Source organism: Alteromonas sp. 4NH20-0056, assembly GCF_057539655.1.
The window spans coordinates 251,416-270,778 of record NZ_BAAJLS010000004.1 but is presented as its reverse complement, the minus strand read 5'-3'; the positions used below and the strand labels follow the sequence as shown (position 1 = coordinate 270,778).

The window sequence follows — 19,363 nt, the reverse complement described above, 5'->3', positions numbered from 1 at the left end:
TAGAAAATGCTTCCTTTAAATCCTGTTATTAGCATGAGCACGAAACGTATTCTTTATTATTAGAATTTTCCGTTAGTTTCGCGAAATGACATATATGAGCGTTATACTTTAGTGTAAAAATGGTTAAAATTCCACTTTTCTTCTTAGACTCTTTTGCTGGCTTTGTAGCTTTTTTGCTTCTCCACGACGGGCTTTTACTGCTCGGCTCATCCTAGTAGGACGTCGAGGTTTCGGCTTTTTAGCCGCCGCCGCAATCCATTCAACAAGCCGCTGAATCGCATCATCTCGATTTTGCTCTTGAGTGCGAAAATTTTGGGCTTTCATTACAAAAACCCCTTCACTGGTAATGCGCTTATCATTTAGCGCTAACAATGAAGCCTTCAGTGTATCTGGCAACGAAGACCCATTAATATCAAAACGCAAGTGAATGGCACTGCTCACTTTGTTCACGTTTTGCCCACCAGCGCCCTGCGCTCGCATTGCATTCATTTCAATTTCGCTATCATCAATAGATAACGTGGAGGTGATTACTATTTGCATCATTCTCTAAACAAGCCAAATCAATACCGTTAAGTGTGACACTCTCACCTGTGGTTGTCTAATACGGGGGAGGAATAAGTATATTGACTGACAGTAAGAATACACTTAGCTTAGTTTCACCCTCTACTGTTAGTTTGTTATCTATGCATATCTTTTTCTTTGTACTCGCGTTTATCGTATTAACGATTGTTGTTTCGTTCTTAGTGACAAAACGCGTTGATAAAAAAATTGAGGCGGGTTTCACTCCTCAAGGTCACTTTACCCCAGTGAAAGGCGGTGTCATACATTGGGCAAAACAAGGCGACGGCCCTGCGTTAGTGCTGGTTCATGGGCTTGCGGGTAACACACTCAATTTTAATGCACTTACAAAACGATTAGCGCAGCAGTATACGGTTTACAGTATCGACCGGCCAGGAAGCGGTTTTTCAAAAAGAGAGCGGGATACCTCGGCGAGTTTTGAAAAACAAAGCGAGATGATTGTAGAGTGGATGGATAACATTCATCTCGAAAAAGCATTTTTCGTCGGGCATTCGATGGGGGGAGGTATTTCACTGCGGTTAGCGCTTGATGCGCCAGAGAAAATTGCAGGTGTTACGCTTCTATGCCCGTTAACCGCGCCATTGACAGGAGGCGCAGGGCCGCTTTCAATGCTTTATATCCCTAACGAAGGCCTTCGCAAGTTTATTGCCAAATCGGTGGCAACCCCCTATCGTATGAAAGTAGGTAAAAAGCACATGGCTCAAATCTTTGCGCCAGAACCGGTTCCAACAGATTTTGCGACAAAAGGCGGTGGTGCATTAGCTTTGCACTCTGAGTGCTTTTTTCACTCTTCAAGCGACACGGTAGCCGCCCAGAAAAGTCTGTATAAGCAAGTGAGACAATACGGAGATATTTCGTGCCCAGTAGGCATTTTATACGGTGAAAAGGATGCGATATTAGATCCTAAATCGCAAATGCCGCCCGTTACAACAGCCATTCAATTAGTCCTATCTAAGACACTACCGGGCGCAGGTCACATGATCCCAATCACTCAACCCGATGCATGTATGGCATTTATAAACGAAACGAATAAATTAGTGAGCGTAGAGGCTTAGTGGATTGTCGTCGCGGGTTTGCTTGTCGAACCCGCACCAATATTTATCGGCTTAGGCCTGAATGTCATTTCATTTTGACGAACTGTTCGTAAATAGTCAGTCACCTTCCCAATACCATCGCTGTCTAGACAGAGTAATTTAGGAGAGGTGTTTAGCATTGGATGATAGCGATGGAACCAATGCTTCATCACTTCGGCGTCGCCATCTGTGATACTGATGAGTAAATAATACATACGAATGAACGCCAACTGTGTACGATATTCATACGACGCATTGTCAAACCCAACTGCATTCGCCCTAGTCAGCGCAGATAACGTAGTCCCAAGTAACTCAGCAGCTTGCTCTTCAGAGAAGCCTATTTCCTGGTAAGCCCATGTAAACGCTCGTGTTACTACATTATTTGAATAGGCGGTGTGCTGCATATTTTCTCTCATTCATCGTTCGCCGTTTATTATTTTCTCATTTTTTAGATTGCGAAAAGCGTTCCACTTTTTCCGCTTTAAATACTTCCTTATATTTTTATGCTTACCGCTTATTCATGCTGTGCTGTTTTTGCCACCGGCTATGCCTTTCTAATGCGCTTAATCGTTCTAAAAAAAAGAATGAAAGCCGCGAAATTAAGCAATAGTTGATCGTATTTTATTTAGCTACTCTATTCATATTACATAACGTTGAGGAAATACCATGAAGGGAAGATGGTCACGCAAGCTTATTGCTGTCCACTGGCTGAGTGCTTTAGTGGTGATAGGCATGTTTGCGTCTGGATTATGGATGGTTGACCTCACGTACTACAGCACTTGGTATAAGACCGCCCCACATTGGCACAAAAGTGTTGGGCTGATCCTATTTGCTGTTACGGCATATCGGTTAACCGTTCGCTTGCGCAGTGAAAGGCCCCCAAGCTTTGGAAATCGCGTAGAGAACATGGCGAGTAAAGTCGTTCAGGGGCTTATTTACGGTTTGCTCATGGCGTTATTTCTTTCTGGGTATTTAATTTCAACCGCTGACGGCAGAGCAATCGCGGTTTTTGATTGGTTTTCGCTGCCAGGTTTTGGCGCGATAGTTGAGAACCAAGAGGATATTGCCGGTGACATACATTTTTATGTGGCATGCACCTTAATTGGCGTGGCAACACTGCATGCTACAGCAGCATTTAAGCACCACTTTATAAACAAAGACGATACCTTAAGGCAAATGCTTAGGCTTCGTTCCAATAAGTAATTAAAGGAGATATCGATGAAAAAATTAGTACTTGCCATCACTGCGGCATTATCAATGGGTACGGCGAATGCGGCAGATTATGTCATTGACACAAAAGGGGCGCACGCCTCAATCAACTTTAAAATTCAACATTTAGGCTACTCGTGGTTAACGGGTCGCTTCAATGACTTCGGCGGCAAATTTAGTTATGACGAAAGCAACCCTGAAGCAGCGAACATAACGGTAACGATTGATACCGACAGTATCGATTCGAACCATGCTGAACGAGACAAACACCTCAAGGGTGATGATTTCTTAAGTGTTGACGACTATCCCGAAGCAACCTTTGTAAGTACAAACGTAGTTGATAAGGGCAATGGCATGATGGATATCATGGGCAACTTTACCCTTCACGGTGTCACAAAACCTATTACGATAGAAGCCAAGAAAATTGGCGAGGGTAGTGATCCGTGGGGTGGCTATCGCGCAGGATTTATGGGCACAACAACCATTGCATTAAAAGACTTTGGTATCGATTATGATTTAGGCCCAGCTTCGCAACATGTTGAACTGTCTCTTCACGTTGAAGGGGTTAAACAGTAAACACTGTTAATACATAAAAGACCTCCACCAATTGGTGGAGGTCTTTTTTAATGAAGCTTTAGTTTAGGACTAAGTGCTTGGCTAAGCTTCTTAACCAATAGTTTAAGCGTGCCTTTTACTTTTCCATGCACAGCGAATTGGTGCATATTATAAAGAGAAACATAAACCAGCTTTGCTAACCTACCTTCAATAAACATACTGCTATTTGACAACGACCCCATTAAACTGCCGACGGTGCTGTATTTACTAAGATGCACCAACGAGCCGTAATCTTGATAGGTATAAGCTTTAGCCGACTTCCCGTTGAATAACGACGTGATGTTATAGGCCACGGTATCTGCCATTTGATGGGCAGATTGAGCACGAGGCGGAACCCATGTCCCATTTTCTTGCTTGAAGCCGCAACAATCACCCAATGCCCAAATGGTATCAAACGTGGTACTTCTAAGTTGTTTATCGACCAGAATTTGATTGGCGCGATTTACCTCAAATATGTTCATATCAACAATAAAGTCTGGGGCTTTAACGCCTGCTGCCCATACCATTAGGTCAGCGTCTATACGCCCACCGTCTTCGGTAATAAGACCATGCTTGTCCGCCTCTGCGACCATCGTGTTTTCTTTGATATCTACACCCAGTTTATGCAGTGCTTTGCGGGCTGAGTTAGCAATGCGTTCCGGCAGCGCGGGTAAAATACGCTCCCCCGCCTCTACGATAGTTATTTTAAGACGGGATGCTGACATACCGGGCATTCCGTAAGCCTTAGATAAATTTGCAACGTGGTGAAGCTGTGCGGCTAGCTCGGTACCGGTTGCACCAGCGCCAACAATGGCTACATTGATTCTACTGCTGTCATCGTCCTGCTGATTGATGCGGATAAGCTGATTCAGTAGCGCGCCGTGAAAACGTTCGGCTTGCTTAAGTGAATCTAAAAAGTAGCAATTTTCTGCGACGCCTGGCGTTTTAAAATCGTTACTGACGCTACCTACGGCTAATACCAACTGATCATAATGGATATGGCGCTCAGGCAGAAGTTGTTCGCCGTCGTCATCTAACAAAGGAAGTAGCGTAATGTGTTGAGCTTGCGTGTCTATTGCACACATTTCCCCAAGCTGAAAACGATAATGATGTACTGCGGCATGTATTGCGTAATCCACGCCATCAGAGTGCTTATCTATGACACCTGCTGCAACTTCATGAAGAAGCGGTTTCCAAATGTGCGTTCGGCTTCTATCGACAAGCGTGATGTCGGCATGTTTCTTTTTCCCTAGAGTGCGGCTTAATCGGCTGGCAAGCTCGAGCCCTCCGGCACCGCCCCCGACAATGACAATTTTCTGCATGGGTTAACCTTATTTAAATCATTCCACGTATTGTCACTGCAAAACGACGATACGTGGTGCGACTTTACCCATACTAATAATGCGGTGTGATTATGCTAGATTACGCGGTAGTCAAAAACAGAGCAACCTCGCTACGCCCTTTCGCTTAACACGTTAGGGCGTAACGCAACTAGACTAAAAACGATAATTAGCAGACAGCATCAGATTGCGAGGACGACCGGGAAAATAACGGTCTCCTGTAAAACTCGTGAAGTCCGCTCGGTCAGCATAATCACGGTCTAATACATTACTTATTCTTGCGACCAATGAGAATTGTTCGTTTACCAAATAACGTAGGCGTACATGCAATAAATCATGCCCTTCATACTCGTTTAGGTTTTCTGGGTCGGTGTAGTATGACGAAACATGATGCCATTCAAGTTGTGCGAAAAAAGAAGGCGTAATCTGGTAGTTCACGCGAGTATTAAACAGTAGCTCAGGCGCGGTATCCATGTCGTTACCTTTGATGTTTATTTCGCCCGAGCGCTGGTCGTGTTCATAGGTATGGCGTGCGTATGTTCCGGCAAAGGCCACATCAATAGACGTGGTAAGTGCATAGTTTGCGGTAACTTCGATACCTCTATGCCACGTCTCACCGTTGCTTACGTTGAAAAAATCACTGTCACGGTAGATGACATTGTCTTTTCTAAGGCTGTAAAGCGACACAGTATAACTTCCCCAATCATTTGTGCTTTGAACGCCAATCTCTGCATTTGTAGCGGTAACCTCTTCTAAGTCTGCAATTTGCTGGGCACGCTGCAACCGATAAAGCTCTGTCGCTTGGGGAGCTCGGTATCCTCGAGAAAGACCGCCGTATAAACGCACGCCTTCATTTAAAGCGTAGCTGAACGATAGTTTAGGACTGAACATGTTGAAATTATTATCGCCGCTTTGTGGACGTGCATATCGACACCCTCCGAAACCACACTCGCTGCCATCTTCTCGTGTACGCCCTGCGAGCATATTATTGGTGTAGTCATACTGCATACTTTCATAGCGGCCGCCTAACGAAACATCCCATTGCGACGACTGCCAGTTTAGTGAAAAGTAGGGCGCGATAAGTGTCGCGTCAACATCGTAATCATAGTGCTTTCCAACCGGCACAGTCTCGACCAAGAAGGCCGAACCTAGCGTCTCAGACGCTTGTGCTTGCAGCAAACTTCCTTGTGTATATTCTGCGTCGATACCCGCATCTATATTAAACCCATCACTAATAACGTGGCGATATTGCGACAATAGCCCCACGCCTTTTTGTGCATTTTCTTCCAATGGTTTTCCGGGTAAAAAGTGCATCCTAAAATCCATATCTTGATTGCGTAGATAAGGCGTAAGCGACAGTTGATGCCCTCCATCAATCATTACATCCAGCTTGCTCCACAAGCGAAAACTTCGGGCCTTTCGGAAAGCTTCAGGATTAGGGTTACTTTGCGCGATAATGTCGTCTTTATAACTTTCAAAACCGGTGATGTAACCTGCCGTGTCTTGGTCTAAATGGGTGTAAGTTAACCCCGTGGTAATGTCGAGATTATCTAGCGTAATTCGATGACGTAGATTGAGTTTCTCTTGATCCACGCCCTCATCAATTCGATAACCTGTATCGCGCGTTACGCTGGCGTTCACACCAAAACCAGTATCGCCAAAATCGTTTCCTTGTCGAAACTTAAGCCGGTGGTAGCCAAAAGAACCATAGTCTATTCCAACGAAGCCTCCATCGCGGGTAGTATCTGGAGTAATGACGTTAATAACACCATGAATCGCGTTAGACCCATAAAGTGGGGATGCAGGCCCTTTTAGCACATCAATACGCTGCGCCATTTCACTATGGGCTTCAAACAGTTCGTTAATATTGCAAAAACCCGCTGCACGCAAAGGAATGCCATCTTCGGCAGCGAGAATACCGCCGCATGCGCCAGCGCCCGACAGAACCGGAGAGCGCAAAGCTGGCAAATATTCCTGACCATTCCCGCGCTGAACGCCTGCGCCAGCAATATAATTAAGCGCTTCTTCAATATGTTGAGGCGAAAGCAAACCGATTGTCGACGCATCCACACTCGACACAACATATCCAGCGTGCTGTTCACTGCCAGCCAATCGCGTTCCTGTTGTTATCACACGCTCGATTTCGTCGGTATTTTGCGCTAATGCAATACACGGAAACGCTGTCACTAGGCTAATAATAGATACACTGAGCGTACGTAACATGTTGGTTCCTTGCGAATAGTGAAAGGCCGTATGCTGATACATATTCTTGTTGAATGCTAGCGCGTCTAGCGCACTATGAGCAGTTTCTGTCTTATACGGTCGCTAACAACACGAAGACCCACGTATGTCTCAAGCAACCCATGCCTAACAGTGCACTACTCAGATGCTAATTCATCAAGTACCGAGAAAAGAACATTAGCGCCCACGCGAGAGACTTCTTTGTCATAAAGGTTTTCAGTATTCACTCCTTCTTGACCGCCGGCTAAATCACTAATAGCACGAATGACAACCCAATCAACATTATTCACTGTGCATACCTGCCCTATAGCAGCGGATTCCATCTCAGTAACCTCAGCGTCAAATACCTCTCTTGTCCATTGACGGTATTCTCGGTTATCCATAAAGACAGACCCTGTCACCCCGTTACCCCCAACATGCAATAGGGCATTTCGCTCATTCAAAATGCGTTGCGTAGGCATACTGTTGATGGCGTCTTGGGCGGCAGTAAGCAACCGTGTTGAAGCAGAAAAATAAGCCGTATCCTGAGGTTTCTTCATACCCTCTTTTACGATTAAGACTTCATCGGGATGAATAAAATGAAACGGTTTGTAGTTGGGATAATGAGGATCGTTTGCTCTTCGTTCTGGCTGTTCCTCCAAGAATTTAGCATAGTACTCAGGAAGCACGTATTTTCCGGGTTTTCCAGGCTCTTCGTTGGTATATACGCTTTCGTCATGGTAATACCAACGTTCTGGCACGATAACATCACCCGGTTTCCATTTAGGATTTACCGCACCTGCTATTCCCATATAAACCACTTGCTTTACGGGAAAGTAATCTAGCGCCATTTGCATTGTCATCGACGCGTTGGCAATACTCATCCCAGTAGCAAATACCAAAATGGGCTCATCATGATAACGCCCTACCCGGTATGTTACACCTTTTATTGAAAGCGTTGCGCTAATGCTCGCGTTAGGATCTGTGTCGATTTTGTTGAGAATACCTTCCATCTCGGGTGCGTAAGCCACCGCCACCGCCGTAAATTCCTCGCCTTCAAATTTCGCGGGGCCATAGTGTGGTGTAGCGCTGCAACCCGCTAAGCCGACTAACCATGGTAGTGCTATCACAAATAATACTGCGTACTTTTTCATAAGCTTCACCCTTCTCATTATTGGTATTTATACTCAGTACATTTTCTTCAAAATTACTATATAGAAATGCATTCCAATTGAATATTTATTAATAACCTATCATCTCGCCAAATTAATTAAAGCGTTATTTCAATCGTTTACATTTTGACTACAAAAGAGACACTCAGCGCTAACAGCGCTGCGGGTTAAATGAGCAACGAGCAACCGTAAAAAGCAAAGATGCGCTCTTTATTACAGTAAATACGTTTAGCTGCATAGAAATGTGATTAAGTGTTTTGGCGCTTCATTAAAAATTGTTTATATTTACAGTTAAGCAGCGCTAAACACCTTTGCACTGTCGCCATCAACTAAGCGCACCTTATGGATTCGTTTTAACTTATTGGCGAGAAAATAAAAACCGGCGAGTGCTTTGGATGCTTGGTGATCTCAATGGTGAGTATTAAGGATATGAAAACACCATGAATATGAAAATTCTTCGTTCTTTGCAAGTTTTTACGGTTGTCGCAGACAGCGGAAGTATGAGTGTAGCAGCGCGAGAGCTGCATATGACCGTATCGGCAATAAGCCAACAATTACGTAAATTAGAAAACGAGCTAGGCCTTAGCTTATTTAATCGAAATACCAGAAATTTAAGCTTAACTGAGGCTGGACGCATCTACTACGAAACCAGCAAGAGTATGCTGAAAACCGCAACAAAAGCGCAATTGCAGATTGAAAACCTTCATGATGCACCAGCAGGAAAAATAAAAATTGTGGCCCCCGAAGGCTTTGGTGGTGGGTTGCTAAGCGAACCGTTAAAAAAGCTGTGTGATGAATTCCCTCAAATTACAATATCACTTACCGTTACTGACGAGCCTACGGACATTATTACCTCTAGCGCCGACCTAGTATTGAGCTTTTACCCGGTATCAGATACAAACTTTAGCAGTTTAAAACTTGCGACATGGCGACGTATTCTTTGCGTCTCTGCTGATCACCCTTTAGCGATTGGCACGCCTGACCACCCAGAACAATTGAAAGGGCATTCGTATATCAGTCACAGACACATAGAGGAGTATTCGTTAACGCACAAAGTACATGAAAGTATGGTGCTTGATGCACCTCGACTCGATGTGAACTCGATGCAGACGATGATTCAGCTTACCCAGGATAGCGTCGGTTACGCCGTATTGCCCGAACCTGAAGTGCGTCATTTACTGCGCAGCGGAACAATGAAGCAGCTCTTCAATGACTGGCATTTGCCCGATTATACTGTGTTTGCAGTCACGCCCAAACACGATCTCATCCCCGCAAAAATAAGCGCTGCGGTGAAATGTTTACAAGACTTGTTTGCCCAAATCTAAAAAAAGCGCCGATGGAGGCGCTTTTTACGTTATAGGCTTATGCTTGCTTTAGATTTAATTAGAACTGCATATTGAACTGCACACTGAAGATATGCGCAGTGGCCGATTGACTTCCAACCATGGTGGACGAAATACCGGTCGCACCTAGACTACGGGTTTTGTTTATTGCTGCTTCGCGACCGTTGATATAGGCGTAAGCAACATCAACCGAGCTATCCGTATCAATAACATAGGTAAGTCCTGCCGTAATCCAGTGACGATCAGTATCTGGAATACTCAACGAACGATTTTCAATCGTCACTACACCATCATCGTATGCATAGCCAGCACGCAAAGTGTACTTATCGTTTAACTTATAAGTGGCACCTAACGAGCCTCTCCAAGAGTCATCAAAGTTTTCTTCTTTGATCAAAAAGTCCTCGCCATTTGCCAAATTGGCTTCTAGCTTTTGAAATGCACTCCAGTCGGTGAACACAAAACTTGCTTGAATAGACCACTGTGCATCAAGTACTTGATTGATAGCCACTTCAGTAATAGCCGCTAAATTAAGGTCGAGACTACCGGCTTGATTAAGTTCAGCAGACAGCGCTGAACTCACTTCACCATCTAATTCTAATTTAGTTTCTGCACGATGTGAGAAGCCAATATTAGTGGTTTCGGTCGGCTGCCAGAATATACCTGCATTCCAACCATAACCGATATCGTCACCTTCAAGTTGGAATACCGACGCATTTGCTACAGGAACGCCTAAAACCGGTGTTAGTGAGTTAGGCAGTGCAGAGCTAATTTCCGCCTCTGCATACGTTAAGTTAAGACCGAAACCTACACGTAGCGTGTCATTTATTTTGTATGAAACAGCCGGATTCAAGGTAAACGACTTCACCTCAGCAGTATCAGCAAAATGCAGCGCTTCAAAATCATCACTGTAGTCAGAACGCAAACCATATGCGGTAAATCCACCAACACCTACAGACCATGTGTCGTTTATCGGCTTTATGTAGAAGAAAGAAGGCACGATAGCAGTATCAGCAATATCGTCGTTTGACGCATCAGCAGAGGCAATAATCACTGGGCCCGTGTCGGTAGAAATTGAAGACGTTGTTCGCCCATTAACATCAACATTAGGGTCGATAAAGCTAACCGACGCACTAAATTGAGACGCTGTAAACATACCAATAGCAGCGGGGTTAGTTGCTAATACCGAGGCATTTTCAGGCATTGCTGCTTGGCCTGCCATCGCTCGACCCAACCCATTAGCACTGTGCTCATTAACTTGAAAACCTGCCGCCAATGCGGACGAAGAAGAAAAAGAAATCAGTGCCATACACACTGAAGCACGTACAGAAAAATGTTGCGACATAGAGTACTCGTTATATAGAAAAAAATGCAGCAGGCATTCTACGGACGAGAACAGTTACGTTCAACACAAGTAAACACGTTTAGCGCAAAATTGCAGATTTTTAGAAACTTTAATAGCAATTTCGGTGATTTTATCTACAACAATGATAACCCATAGTTACACTTAGGTTGCTAACTTGTAAATGCAAATAAATGTACATGAAAAAACGCTATTGGCGTGAAGCTTCGCTATCATCCGTTTTCATTACGGTAAGAATAAATACTACGCCCGTGGGTTTGAATGGGTAGAAGCCGCAGAAGTGGGATTATGGTTTTACTTCGAGCGCTGAAAGAATGCCCTCGCGCAGCGAGGTTAGCGTAACGGGTTTCGTTACTATATCGTTCATACCTGCTTGAACAAACGTATCGTGACGTTCTTTAAATGCCTCGGCGGTTAAACCAACAATAGGGACTGAAGCATTTTCATTCTGAAGGTTACGAATACGGTGTGTGGCTTCAACGCCATCCATTACCGGCATGTGAATATCCATTAACACGAAGTCGATTCCGCCCTCCTCAACACGCATGGCCGCCTTTAATCCATCATCAACGTGGATAACATTACAGCCTAGTTGCTCAAGAAGTGCTTGCGCTACTACCGCATTTATCGCGTTGTCTTCGGCAAGTAATGCGGTTTTACCCTCAAGAAGAGCAGCACCATTCTCGATCGAATCAGAGTCAATACTTACCGGTTCAGCTATCGCTTTACGTGCAGTTACAATAAACGACACCGTGAAACACGACCCTTTTCCCACATTACTGATGACATCAATATCACCGCCAAGTATCTGTGCTAGCTCACGAGCGATGGCAAGCCCAAGCCCTGTGCCTCCATAGCGGCGTGAAATAGATGAATCGGATTGCGTGAAGCGTTCAAAAATCTGCGGCAGTCGCGCTGGCTCTATTCCTATGCCTGTGTCTTTTATCGCAATCACTAATGTATGCTCTCTCGCCTCATCGGAGACCTCTCCTTTTAAGCGAGCCGAAACATCCACTGTGCCCTCGTGAGTAAACTTAATCGCATTGCTTACTAGGTTTATGACGACTTGCCTAATTTTAGTAATATCACTAGCAACTATTACCGATGCCAGATTACGGCTTTTATACGTCAAGCGTGTATTGTTAGCACTCGCGTTAATTCCCAATAACGTGACTAAGTCATTCAACATGGTATCGACATCAAATTCGGTAACGTCAACCTCTGTCATACCCGACTCTATTTTTGATAAGTCGAGCACATCGTTAATAACTTGCGCGAGTATGGTGGATGATGTCTTGAGATCGCGAGCATATCGCGCTTGCTTTTCAGAAAGCTCAGTATCAAGCAATAAAGACGACAAGCCTTGAATGCCGTTTAAGGGGGTACGAATTTCATGACTCATTACGGCCAAGAAGTCGGTTTTGGCCTTACTCGCTTCCTGCGCTTGGTGTACATAAGCTTCTATGTCTTTAGACATGGACTCGACGTCTTTCGCCAAATCACCCAACTCATCATTACTGTGTATGTCTACCATGACTTTTTGATGATGCTGGGCAATACGAGACGTCGCCGCTTTAATCTTGGTGATGGGGGTCAGCACCATATACTGAGTAACATTACCCATCAAGATAATGACAATAATCAACGCAAAAAGGGTAATAAAAACCGTTAACAATGCAATATTAGATAATGAAGACTGTAGTGTTTCAGTTGTCTGGCTAACGGTTAATTTCCAGTTCCACGGATTAAATTCGGCACAGGCAAAAAGTATTTCGCCTGCTGTACTTTTTGTTTCACCAAATGCGATACGCCTTGACCCTACTTCAATGATGGTGGCGGCATCTGTATCTAAAGGCTGATAAGCATCGTCTTTTACCTCAAGCGTAGAAAAGAGTATTTCACTGTTTACCTTGCTCGTAATGGTGAACTCTTTACCTGTTACCTGATGTAATGCAACCAATTCGTCGAAAACTTCTGTCTGATAAGCGTTTAAAAATACAGGTACGTTTTCAAGACCAGAGTTAACGAGTAGTTCATGACGCTCCTCAACAAGATCCATGACCGTAAGCGTTAAAGTTTGCTGAAGTAGCTGATATTCCTTCTCTCTTACAGTGTCATAAGCAGTAAGGTAAGCCCAATACCCTGTCGTTGTCATACCGATAAAAAGTATAAGCATGTAGATTAATAAAAGTTTCGACTTTATTCGCATAAATTCCTTGCCTATTTATTGATACACATGATTTTTAGCCAACTTCAGGTATGACGAAGGAATAGGCATATTAAGTTTTATTGCGGTAGAAACATTAACGGCTACTGTATATTTTTGCATTCTGCTTACTGGTATCGACGATGCGGGCTCGCCGTTTAAAATACGCTTAGCTGAAGCGGCCGCTGACTTACCAATACTGGCCTCATCCGATACCACGCCAAATAGCGCACCTTGCTTCACTGAAGTAATACTTTCAGAGAAAAACGGCAGCAAGCCAGTTTTGGCGTAAAGTGAGGTCACTAAGTTTTCGGCTTGTATTAAAGGTCCAGTAGATAACCAGTAGCCATCAAGCTGCAACTCGGACGCTTGTAGCGTTTTCGCTAATTCAACACCCATTTGATCAATACCATCTTTTCCTTCTTTGTAAGGAATACTAATTGGTATGAGGTTAACGTTAGGATATTCGCTGTTCAGTGCTACAAGGCTTTTCACTAAATTAGCAGAAGAAGGATATTCAGAATGCAGAAGCCCAACGTTTAAGGGCGCAGGCGATTTTTTACTGCTCAACAGGCCTGCAAATAAGTCAAGTTTCACACGCGCAGATAACACATGTGATTCACCTGTGATATTCGCCGAACTCGTCATTCCAAACCCGTCGACTATCCCTTCTTTTACCGGGTCGGCCACGGTCATGAAAAGCTTAGGAATGTGCTCAACTGAAGGCGAATTAAAAACGGCACGTGTTGCGAGTGTCGCTACAGACACTATTAGGTCGATAGAGACTTCCTTCGACAACCCATGAACAATGTCTCGCGCGTTTTTTTCGCTGCCTTGTGCGTTGTACCTTTCTATCTGGAGGACATCACCTTGCGCTAATACTTCAAGTTCACGGATAAACTCAGTCGTTGAATTGGTAATTAGAGGTAAATCAAGCGTCTCAATAATGACAATACGATAAGTTTCTGACTTAACAGACCAAGATGTGAATGTGACAATTAGCAAGCATATTGAAAATAGAATTTTCATTCAGAAGGAGAGCAACTTTCACGCGCAGAAACAGATAAATCAATAATAGTGACTTATGTGACATTTGCCTAGCCTTTATGAAAAAAACACTAGACTAAAGTATTAATATATAAACGTATGCAAAGTAACCTCAACAATTAGACAGGGCCTAACAGTTGACAATCATAGATTGTGAATTATCTTATACGGGCTAAACAAAAAACATAATTATAAAAATAATGGATATTTACCAAGGATGGGTGATGTTTTATGGCGTTTCATATCTCTTGGTTTTGTTCTAAAAATCGCTTAAATATGGAACGTTTATGAAAAAAATAGCTATTGTATCACTCACCACTATACTCCTCGCAGGTTGCGCAGCAACTGATGGGCAGAGCCCGCTATCAAGCTTAACTAACTCCCTCACACCAGACTCTAAAATTAGTAAATTCGATATTGTTCTGGCTAGCGGAAACCTAGTCGAAGCAAAAGAAATTGCACTCGATGAAGCTGAGTACGACGAAGAAGATAATGTTTTGGACGATCAGTTTTGGGGCATGCAGACGGCAAGTATATATCGGTTTGAAAAAGATTATGAGGCAAGTAATAAATACTTTGACCTCATCGAAGATGTTATGTATCGCGAAGATACTGAGGGCATGATAACTAACGTTTCTGAAACGCTGACAAGCTCATTGACGAATGACACATTCCTAGACTACGAGCAAAGCGTTTACGATTCAATTATGGTTAACACCTATAAAGCGCTTAACTTTACCGCGATGGGAGACCTTCAAAATGCGCGTGTAGAATGGAACCGTTCAGATGACAGGCAGCGCAGAGCTGCAGATTACTTTGCTGAACGCATTAATGAAAAGCGCGAGAAGCAAGAAGAAGAAGCGGAAAAAGAATTAGAGGAAAACGAAGCCGCTAACAATGTTGAGGTTAATGAAAGCTTGTCTAAAGCTGATGAGTTGTTAGCAGAACAAAACATTGATATGTCGCAATGGACAGCATATGACGGTTACGTTAATCCGTTCTCTACGTTCATGCATGGTTTGTTTTTCATGTTAAATGCACAAGATTCTTCAGACGTAAGTAAGGCCGTAGACAGCTTTAAACGCGTGTCAAATATGACAGACACGAAAGTCGCAGCTGACACTCTTGCCCTTGCCCAAAACATTAACAATGGCAACACTTCTCTTGATTCTATTAGTAACATTTGGGTAGTTTTCGAAAATGGCGAAATGGCGAAAAAAGAGGAATTTAGAATAGACCTTCCCGTTTTCATCGCGTCTGAGAATGTAAATTACGCAGGTGTTGCGCTCCCTAAGATTCAAGAGCAAATAGACCACTTCGGTCACGTAGCGGTTAACGGTCAAAAGTCTGAAGTTGTCGCTGACATGGATAGAATCATCAAAGCTGAATTTAAGGAAGAGTGGCCGCTTATTCTGACTCGTGAAATAACGCGTTCTGTTATAAAAACCGTTGTTCAGAAACAAGTAAATGATCAAAACATGTGGCTTGGTATCGCAGCGGGCGTTCTTCAAGCCGTTACAACGCAAGCTGACACAAGAACTTGGAGTGTGCTTCCTAAAAACTTCCAAGCGCTTATGTTAGAGAATGATGGTTCGGGTCAAGTCACTATTAGCTCACCTGGATTTAGCGAAGCATTATCGGTGAGCGTTGACCCGACAAAGAAAAATATCATTTACGTAAAAGCCATAAACTCGACTCTGGCACCATCTGTAGAAGTTATTTCTATTTAAAACTTGTAAGGAAGTATCACAGTGAAAAAACTAATATTAGCAACCGTACTGCCAGCCGTAATGCTGGTGAGTGGCTGTCAATCTACGACTAAATACGTGGACAGCGGTGATGAAAGCATAGCCGTACTTGGGCTTTCTCAAAGAGATTTTGATAAAGCAGCAAATGAAGCTCTAGATGACATTATCGCAAGCCCTTTGCTTGTTCATCCTGAAGCTGACAAGGGAGGCAGATATGTGCTCTCTATTTACAACATCATCAATGATACTTCTCAGCGTATCGACACCGACCAATTAGTTAAAAAGATTCGTGTGGGCCTTCTGCAAAGCGGTAAGTTTCTTACTACAACCGCGGTTAACTTCACAGGCTCTGGCCCGGAAGATACGAGCAGCGCAAAAGTACGAGAGCTTAACGATTCAGCGTTGATGAATAAAAACACAGTAAAGAAAAACGGGACGGTCATTTCGCCCGATTTCAGTTTGAGCGGTAAAATAATACAACGAACAAACAGAGTTAATCGCTCAGAGCAACTTGTCGAGTATTATTTCCAACTTACCCTTACTCAGTTAGAAACCGGACTGGCGTATTGGGAAGGCGAATACCCTATCGCAAAAACTGGAAGTAATGATTCAGTAACATGGTAAAAAAGTTGCAAGTTCAATAATTAAAGCAGGCTTTCTGACAATGATAGAGTCGTCAGAAAGCCTGTGATAATAAAGCTTATAACCTTCATTACGCTGTTATGCCGTAAACGCACGTTTCGGTATGACAACCTTAACCGTTACTTTATTTAATCCTTCTCTTGCGAGATATGTATTCCAAGCGTATTCCATTTCATATCAGTGCAAAAGAACAAGGAAAATATATGAAAAGTTCATTAATACGTCTAACTGCCCTATTTCTTCTTTTTCCATCAGTAAGTGCAGTCGCACAGGAACAAATATCAGAAGAAGTCGACCTTATTGTTCAAGACAAACAAGCACAGCAACCAGCCTCAAGTAATGAAGAGACTGTCGAAGCGCATAAAGAGCAACCAGAAGATGCCTATGCATACGTTGAAGAAAAAGCGCGACAATATATAACTGAGAAGCGACGCAAATTTGCTTCACAAGGCAAACAAGTCTTTATTCACTCGGGGACGGCACTAATTAGGCTCAAACCTACGGAAGCCGGTTGGGCAGACGCCCGTGTATTGGCGTATACAGAAGCTCAACAAAAGGCGAGAGAAAAATTACTTAAGCAGCTATATACAAGTGTTGCTTCAGAAACGGTAAGAAAATCGTTTAAGACGAATAAACTTCCGACGTTCACTCCAGAGGAAATTCAAAGCCAAAGTCGGTTTGAAGCGCTTTTAAATAAAGTAGTCGCTTTAGCGGATGCCACAGTCGATTCACAGTTAGAAGAGCTTGGTGTTAACCCTAGCGAGTACAACGCAGCACCGCCTAGTAAAAGAAAAGTCATGATGCAGAAGGCGATAACACAATCCGTCTCAACATCCTCAAGAGGTGACATTACGGGTTCTCAAATAATGAAGTCCTTCGAGAAAACTGACGAAAATGGCAATACCGCGGTGTCGGTGATCATTGCGACTTCAAACAAAAAGAAAAATTTCTTAGCTTCTCTTCGTAAAAGTAAAGGCAATATCGAACCTAGCCCAGAAAAGGCAAACATGCCTGTTCAAGACTATCTAGAAAAATATCGCTCTAATTTCATGTATCAAATTGGTACGAAGCTGCATTGGGACGAAAATGGCTATCCCGTTATTCTTTCTTATGGGATGTCTGGTAACGACTGTAATGTTTCTGATTATGAGGAATGTGCAGACAATCGAGAGTTTAGCTATCTAGACGCAGAGCTTAATGCATGGGCGCATATCGCCGAAGCATATAACTTGGTCGGTGTAGTCAACGCTTCAAGCTCAACGACCAGTGATAAATCGAGAACCGCAACTGCGACATTAACTGATGATAATACCACTGAAACACAAGAGCAGACCGTTGCTAAAATTATTAAAGAAACGTCACAATCTTCTAGAATGGCATCCAGTGTAAAAGGTTTAACTGGCGTTCAGGAAGCAACAAGGTGGAGCGCAAAACACCCTGTAACGAATCGTGAAGTGAACGGTGTGGTATTGGTATGGCATCCACTTGCCGAACAAGCAACTAGAGCGTTCAAATCGAACAAGGATTTAAAAAAGAAATCCGCTGCGGGTAAAGTCAATTTCAAAGCAAAGTCTGGCGAAAGCATAGAGGTTGATGATGAAGATTTTTAAACCGTTTATTTTTTTGCTGCTTGGCGTATCAACAACAGCGTTGGCAGATGAGCGAATCGTTGAAGTTACTGCTGTAGGCGCTACGAAAGACTTAGCGATTGAGGCCGGCTTGATTCAGGCCGTTGCACAAGTAAATGGTACTAATATTAATAGCGAAACAGTACGAATAGCGAATCAGATCAGGACTAATGGAGAGTCCAACACTAGCGTTGCAATGTCGAATATTACCGCCATGAAGACAAAGGGTCAGGTCACTAGCTATGAGGTCATAGATTCAGTGTGTGATGACGAATGTGAAGTTCTATTGAACGTGACTGTGCCTGTGTATAAGAGCCCAGGTCTTAACGTCAATAAACGACGTAAGCTCGTTGTTGCTCCTTTCGCAGGCAGTGATGGTGATGCGTTTTCGGACAACTTGCAAAGCGCATTAGTGCAAACGCGCCGATTCGCAATATTAGACCGTCAACACAATAGCGAGTACGAAGCAGAAAAGCGTCTTCTACTAAGCAGTGATACGCCATTGAAAGAAAAAATGCGACTAGGACAAGTGCTAGGCTTGGATTATCTTGTTGTTGGAACTGCATCGTTTGAAGACAATTCTTATCAGTCAGAAAGCTCTTTCACCGGCGAAGTGTCCTATGTCGACAACGTAGTTTCTAAAATTGACTATAAAGTCATAAACCTCGCTACAAGACAAATAAAATGGCAAGACTCTGTTGTAATCAACGAAAATATATCCGACCCAGTTACCGCACAAATGATATCGAGAGGGATTACCAGTGCCATCTATCCGATGAGGATAGTCTCTAATCAAAACGGTTCTATTACGCTTAACCAAGGAGGCACAAGCGTTACGGTTGGGGAGCTTTATGATGTTTTTGATTTAGGGAAAAAACTTATTGATCCCTATACAAAAGAGTCGCTAGGACGAGAGGAGATATATGCTGGCAAGGTGCTCGTTGGCAAAGTTACAAGTAAAGTATCTTATGCAACGGTTATCGAAGGCAGCCTTGAAGCAATGCGAGAGGGCGCGATCGTCAGACCTTCGCTCGTTGAATATTCAAACAGTCCAGATAATTTGGAGCCGAAATCGACAGTAAAAGCGTCGGCAGCAGGTGGGATTTTAATTCCCGCTATGCAAAAAAAAGAACTTAAGCCTTCGCCAAATGGCGGGGTTGTTATTGACAATTAAGGCACAGAGCAAGTAGGTGCAAAACCAT

16 protein-coding genes are annotated in these 19,363 nt (G+C 43.5%); 8 read left to right on the top strand and 8 right to left on the bottom strand.

Annotated features, from left to right (window positions below):
* Positions 1–123 precede the first annotated feature (123 nt).
* Positions 124–543, bottom strand: coding sequence for an alternative ribosome rescue aminoacyl-tRNA hydrolase ArfB (gene arfB, locus AC27EZ_RS09845; RefSeq protein ID WP_487135163.1), 420 nt, complete (start codon positions 541–543; stop codon positions 124–126).
* 80 nt (positions 544–623) lie between these two features.
* Here arfB and AC27EZ_RS09840 point away from each other — a divergent pair, with 80 nt between their 5' ends.
* Positions 624–1,634 carry an alpha/beta fold hydrolase gene (locus AC27EZ_RS09840; RefSeq protein ID WP_487135162.1) on the top strand — a complete coding sequence of 337 codons (1,011 nt, stop codon included), beginning with the start codon at positions 624–626 and terminating at the stop codon, positions 1,632–1,634.
* Here AC27EZ_RS09840 and AC27EZ_RS09835 read toward each other — a convergent pair.
* Entirely contained in the window at positions 1,631–2,068 is a 438-nt protein-coding gene (locus AC27EZ_RS09835; protein ID WP_487135161.1) for a hypothetical protein, read from the bottom strand. The two genes, AC27EZ_RS09840 and AC27EZ_RS09835, sit on opposite strands and share 4 nt — an antisense overlap.
* Positions 2,069–2,318: 250 nt before the next feature.
* Between AC27EZ_RS09835 and AC27EZ_RS09830 the strand changes: the two genes are divergently transcribed.
* Positions 2,319–2,855, top strand: a complete 537-nt coding sequence (locus AC27EZ_RS09830) for a cytochrome b (RefSeq protein ID WP_487135160.1) — start codon at positions 2,319–2,321, stop codon at positions 2,853–2,855.
* A gap of 15 nt (positions 2,856–2,870) precedes the next feature.
* Positions 2,871–3,437 carry a YceI family protein gene (locus AC27EZ_RS09825; protein WP_487135159.1) on the top strand — a complete coding sequence of 189 codons (567 nt, stop codon included), beginning with the start codon at positions 2,871–2,873 and terminating at the stop codon, positions 3,435–3,437.
* A 47-nt stretch (positions 3,438–3,484) separates the two neighbouring features.
* Here the strand turns inward: AC27EZ_RS09825 and AC27EZ_RS09820 are convergent, their stop codons facing one another.
* From AC27EZ_RS09820 to AC27EZ_RS09810, 3 genes are all read right to left on the bottom strand, one after another.
* Positions 3,485–4,777 (bottom strand): NAD(P)/FAD-dependent oxidoreductase, encoded by a 1,293-nt coding sequence (locus tag AC27EZ_RS09820; protein ID WP_487135158.1) that lies wholly within the window; start codon positions 4,775–4,777, stop codon positions 3,485–3,487.
* 174 nt (positions 4,778–4,951) lie between these two features.
* Positions 4,952–7,018 carry a TonB-dependent receptor gene (locus AC27EZ_RS09815; protein ID WP_487135157.1) on the bottom strand — a complete coding sequence of 689 codons (2,067 nt, stop codon included), beginning with the start codon at positions 7,016–7,018 and terminating at the stop codon, positions 4,952–4,954.
* A gap of 155 nt (positions 7,019–7,173) precedes the next feature.
* Positions 7,174–8,169, bottom strand: a complete 996-nt coding sequence (locus AC27EZ_RS09810; protein ID WP_487135156.1) for a 5'-methylthioadenosine/S-adenosylhomocysteine nucleosidase family protein — start codon at positions 8,167–8,169, stop codon at positions 7,174–7,176.
* 458 nt (positions 8,170–8,627) lie between these two features.
* Here AC27EZ_RS09810 and AC27EZ_RS09805 point away from each other — a divergent pair, with 458 nt between their 5' ends.
* Entirely contained in the window at positions 8,628–9,512 is an 885-nt protein-coding gene (locus tag AC27EZ_RS09805) for a LysR family transcriptional regulator (protein WP_487135155.1), read from the top strand.
* Between the two features lie 58 nt (positions 9,513–9,570).
* Here the strand turns inward: AC27EZ_RS09805 and AC27EZ_RS09800 are convergent, their stop codons facing one another.
* The 3 genes from AC27EZ_RS09800 to AC27EZ_RS09790 form a co-directional block, all read right to left on the bottom strand.
* Complete coding sequence (locus tag AC27EZ_RS09800; RefSeq protein ID WP_487135154.1) at positions 9,571–10,872, bottom strand: OmpP1/FadL family transporter; 1,302 nt, start codon at positions 10,870–10,872, stop codon at positions 9,571–9,573.
* Positions 10,873–11,176: 304 nt separating this feature from the next.
* A complete protein-coding gene (locus tag AC27EZ_RS09795; RefSeq protein ID WP_487135153.1) occupies positions 11,177–13,099 on the bottom strand; it encodes an ATP-binding protein in 1,923 nt (640 codons plus the stop codon).
* 15 nt (positions 13,100–13,114) lie between these two features.
* On the bottom strand, positions 13,115–14,125 hold the full coding sequence (locus AC27EZ_RS09790) for an ABC transporter substrate-binding protein (protein WP_487135152.1): 1,011 nt from the start codon (positions 14,123–14,125) through the stop codon (positions 13,115–13,117).
* Between the two features lie 305 nt (positions 14,126–14,430).
* On the opposite strand from AC27EZ_RS09790, the gene AC27EZ_RS09785 reads away from it, so the two are divergent.
* The 4 genes from AC27EZ_RS09785 (at position 14,431) to AC27EZ_RS09770 (ending at position 19,335) form a co-directional block, all read left to right on the top strand.
* Positions 14,431–15,873 carry a COG3014 family protein gene (locus AC27EZ_RS09785; protein WP_487135151.1) on the top strand — a complete coding sequence of 481 codons (1,443 nt, stop codon included), beginning with the start codon at positions 14,431–14,433 and terminating at the stop codon, positions 15,871–15,873.
* Between the two features lie 21 nt (positions 15,874–15,894).
* Positions 15,895–16,515 carry a penicillin-binding protein activator LpoB gene (gene lpoB / locus AC27EZ_RS09780; RefSeq protein ID WP_487135150.1) on the top strand — a complete coding sequence of 207 codons (621 nt, stop codon included), beginning with the start codon at positions 15,895–15,897 and terminating at the stop codon, positions 16,513–16,515.
* A gap of 221 nt (positions 16,516–16,736) precedes the next feature.
* A complete protein-coding gene (locus AC27EZ_RS09775; RefSeq protein WP_487135149.1) occupies positions 16,737–18,143 on the top strand; it encodes a DUF6844 domain-containing protein in 1,407 nt (468 codons plus the stop codon).
* On the top strand, positions 18,127–19,335 hold the full coding sequence (locus AC27EZ_RS09770) for a CsgG/HfaB family protein (RefSeq protein ID WP_487135148.1): 1,209 nt from the start codon (positions 18,127–18,129) through the stop codon (positions 19,333–19,335). Before AC27EZ_RS09775 ends, AC27EZ_RS09770 begins: the two co-directional genes overlap by 17 nt.
* Positions 19,336–19,363: the final 28 nt, after the last annotated feature.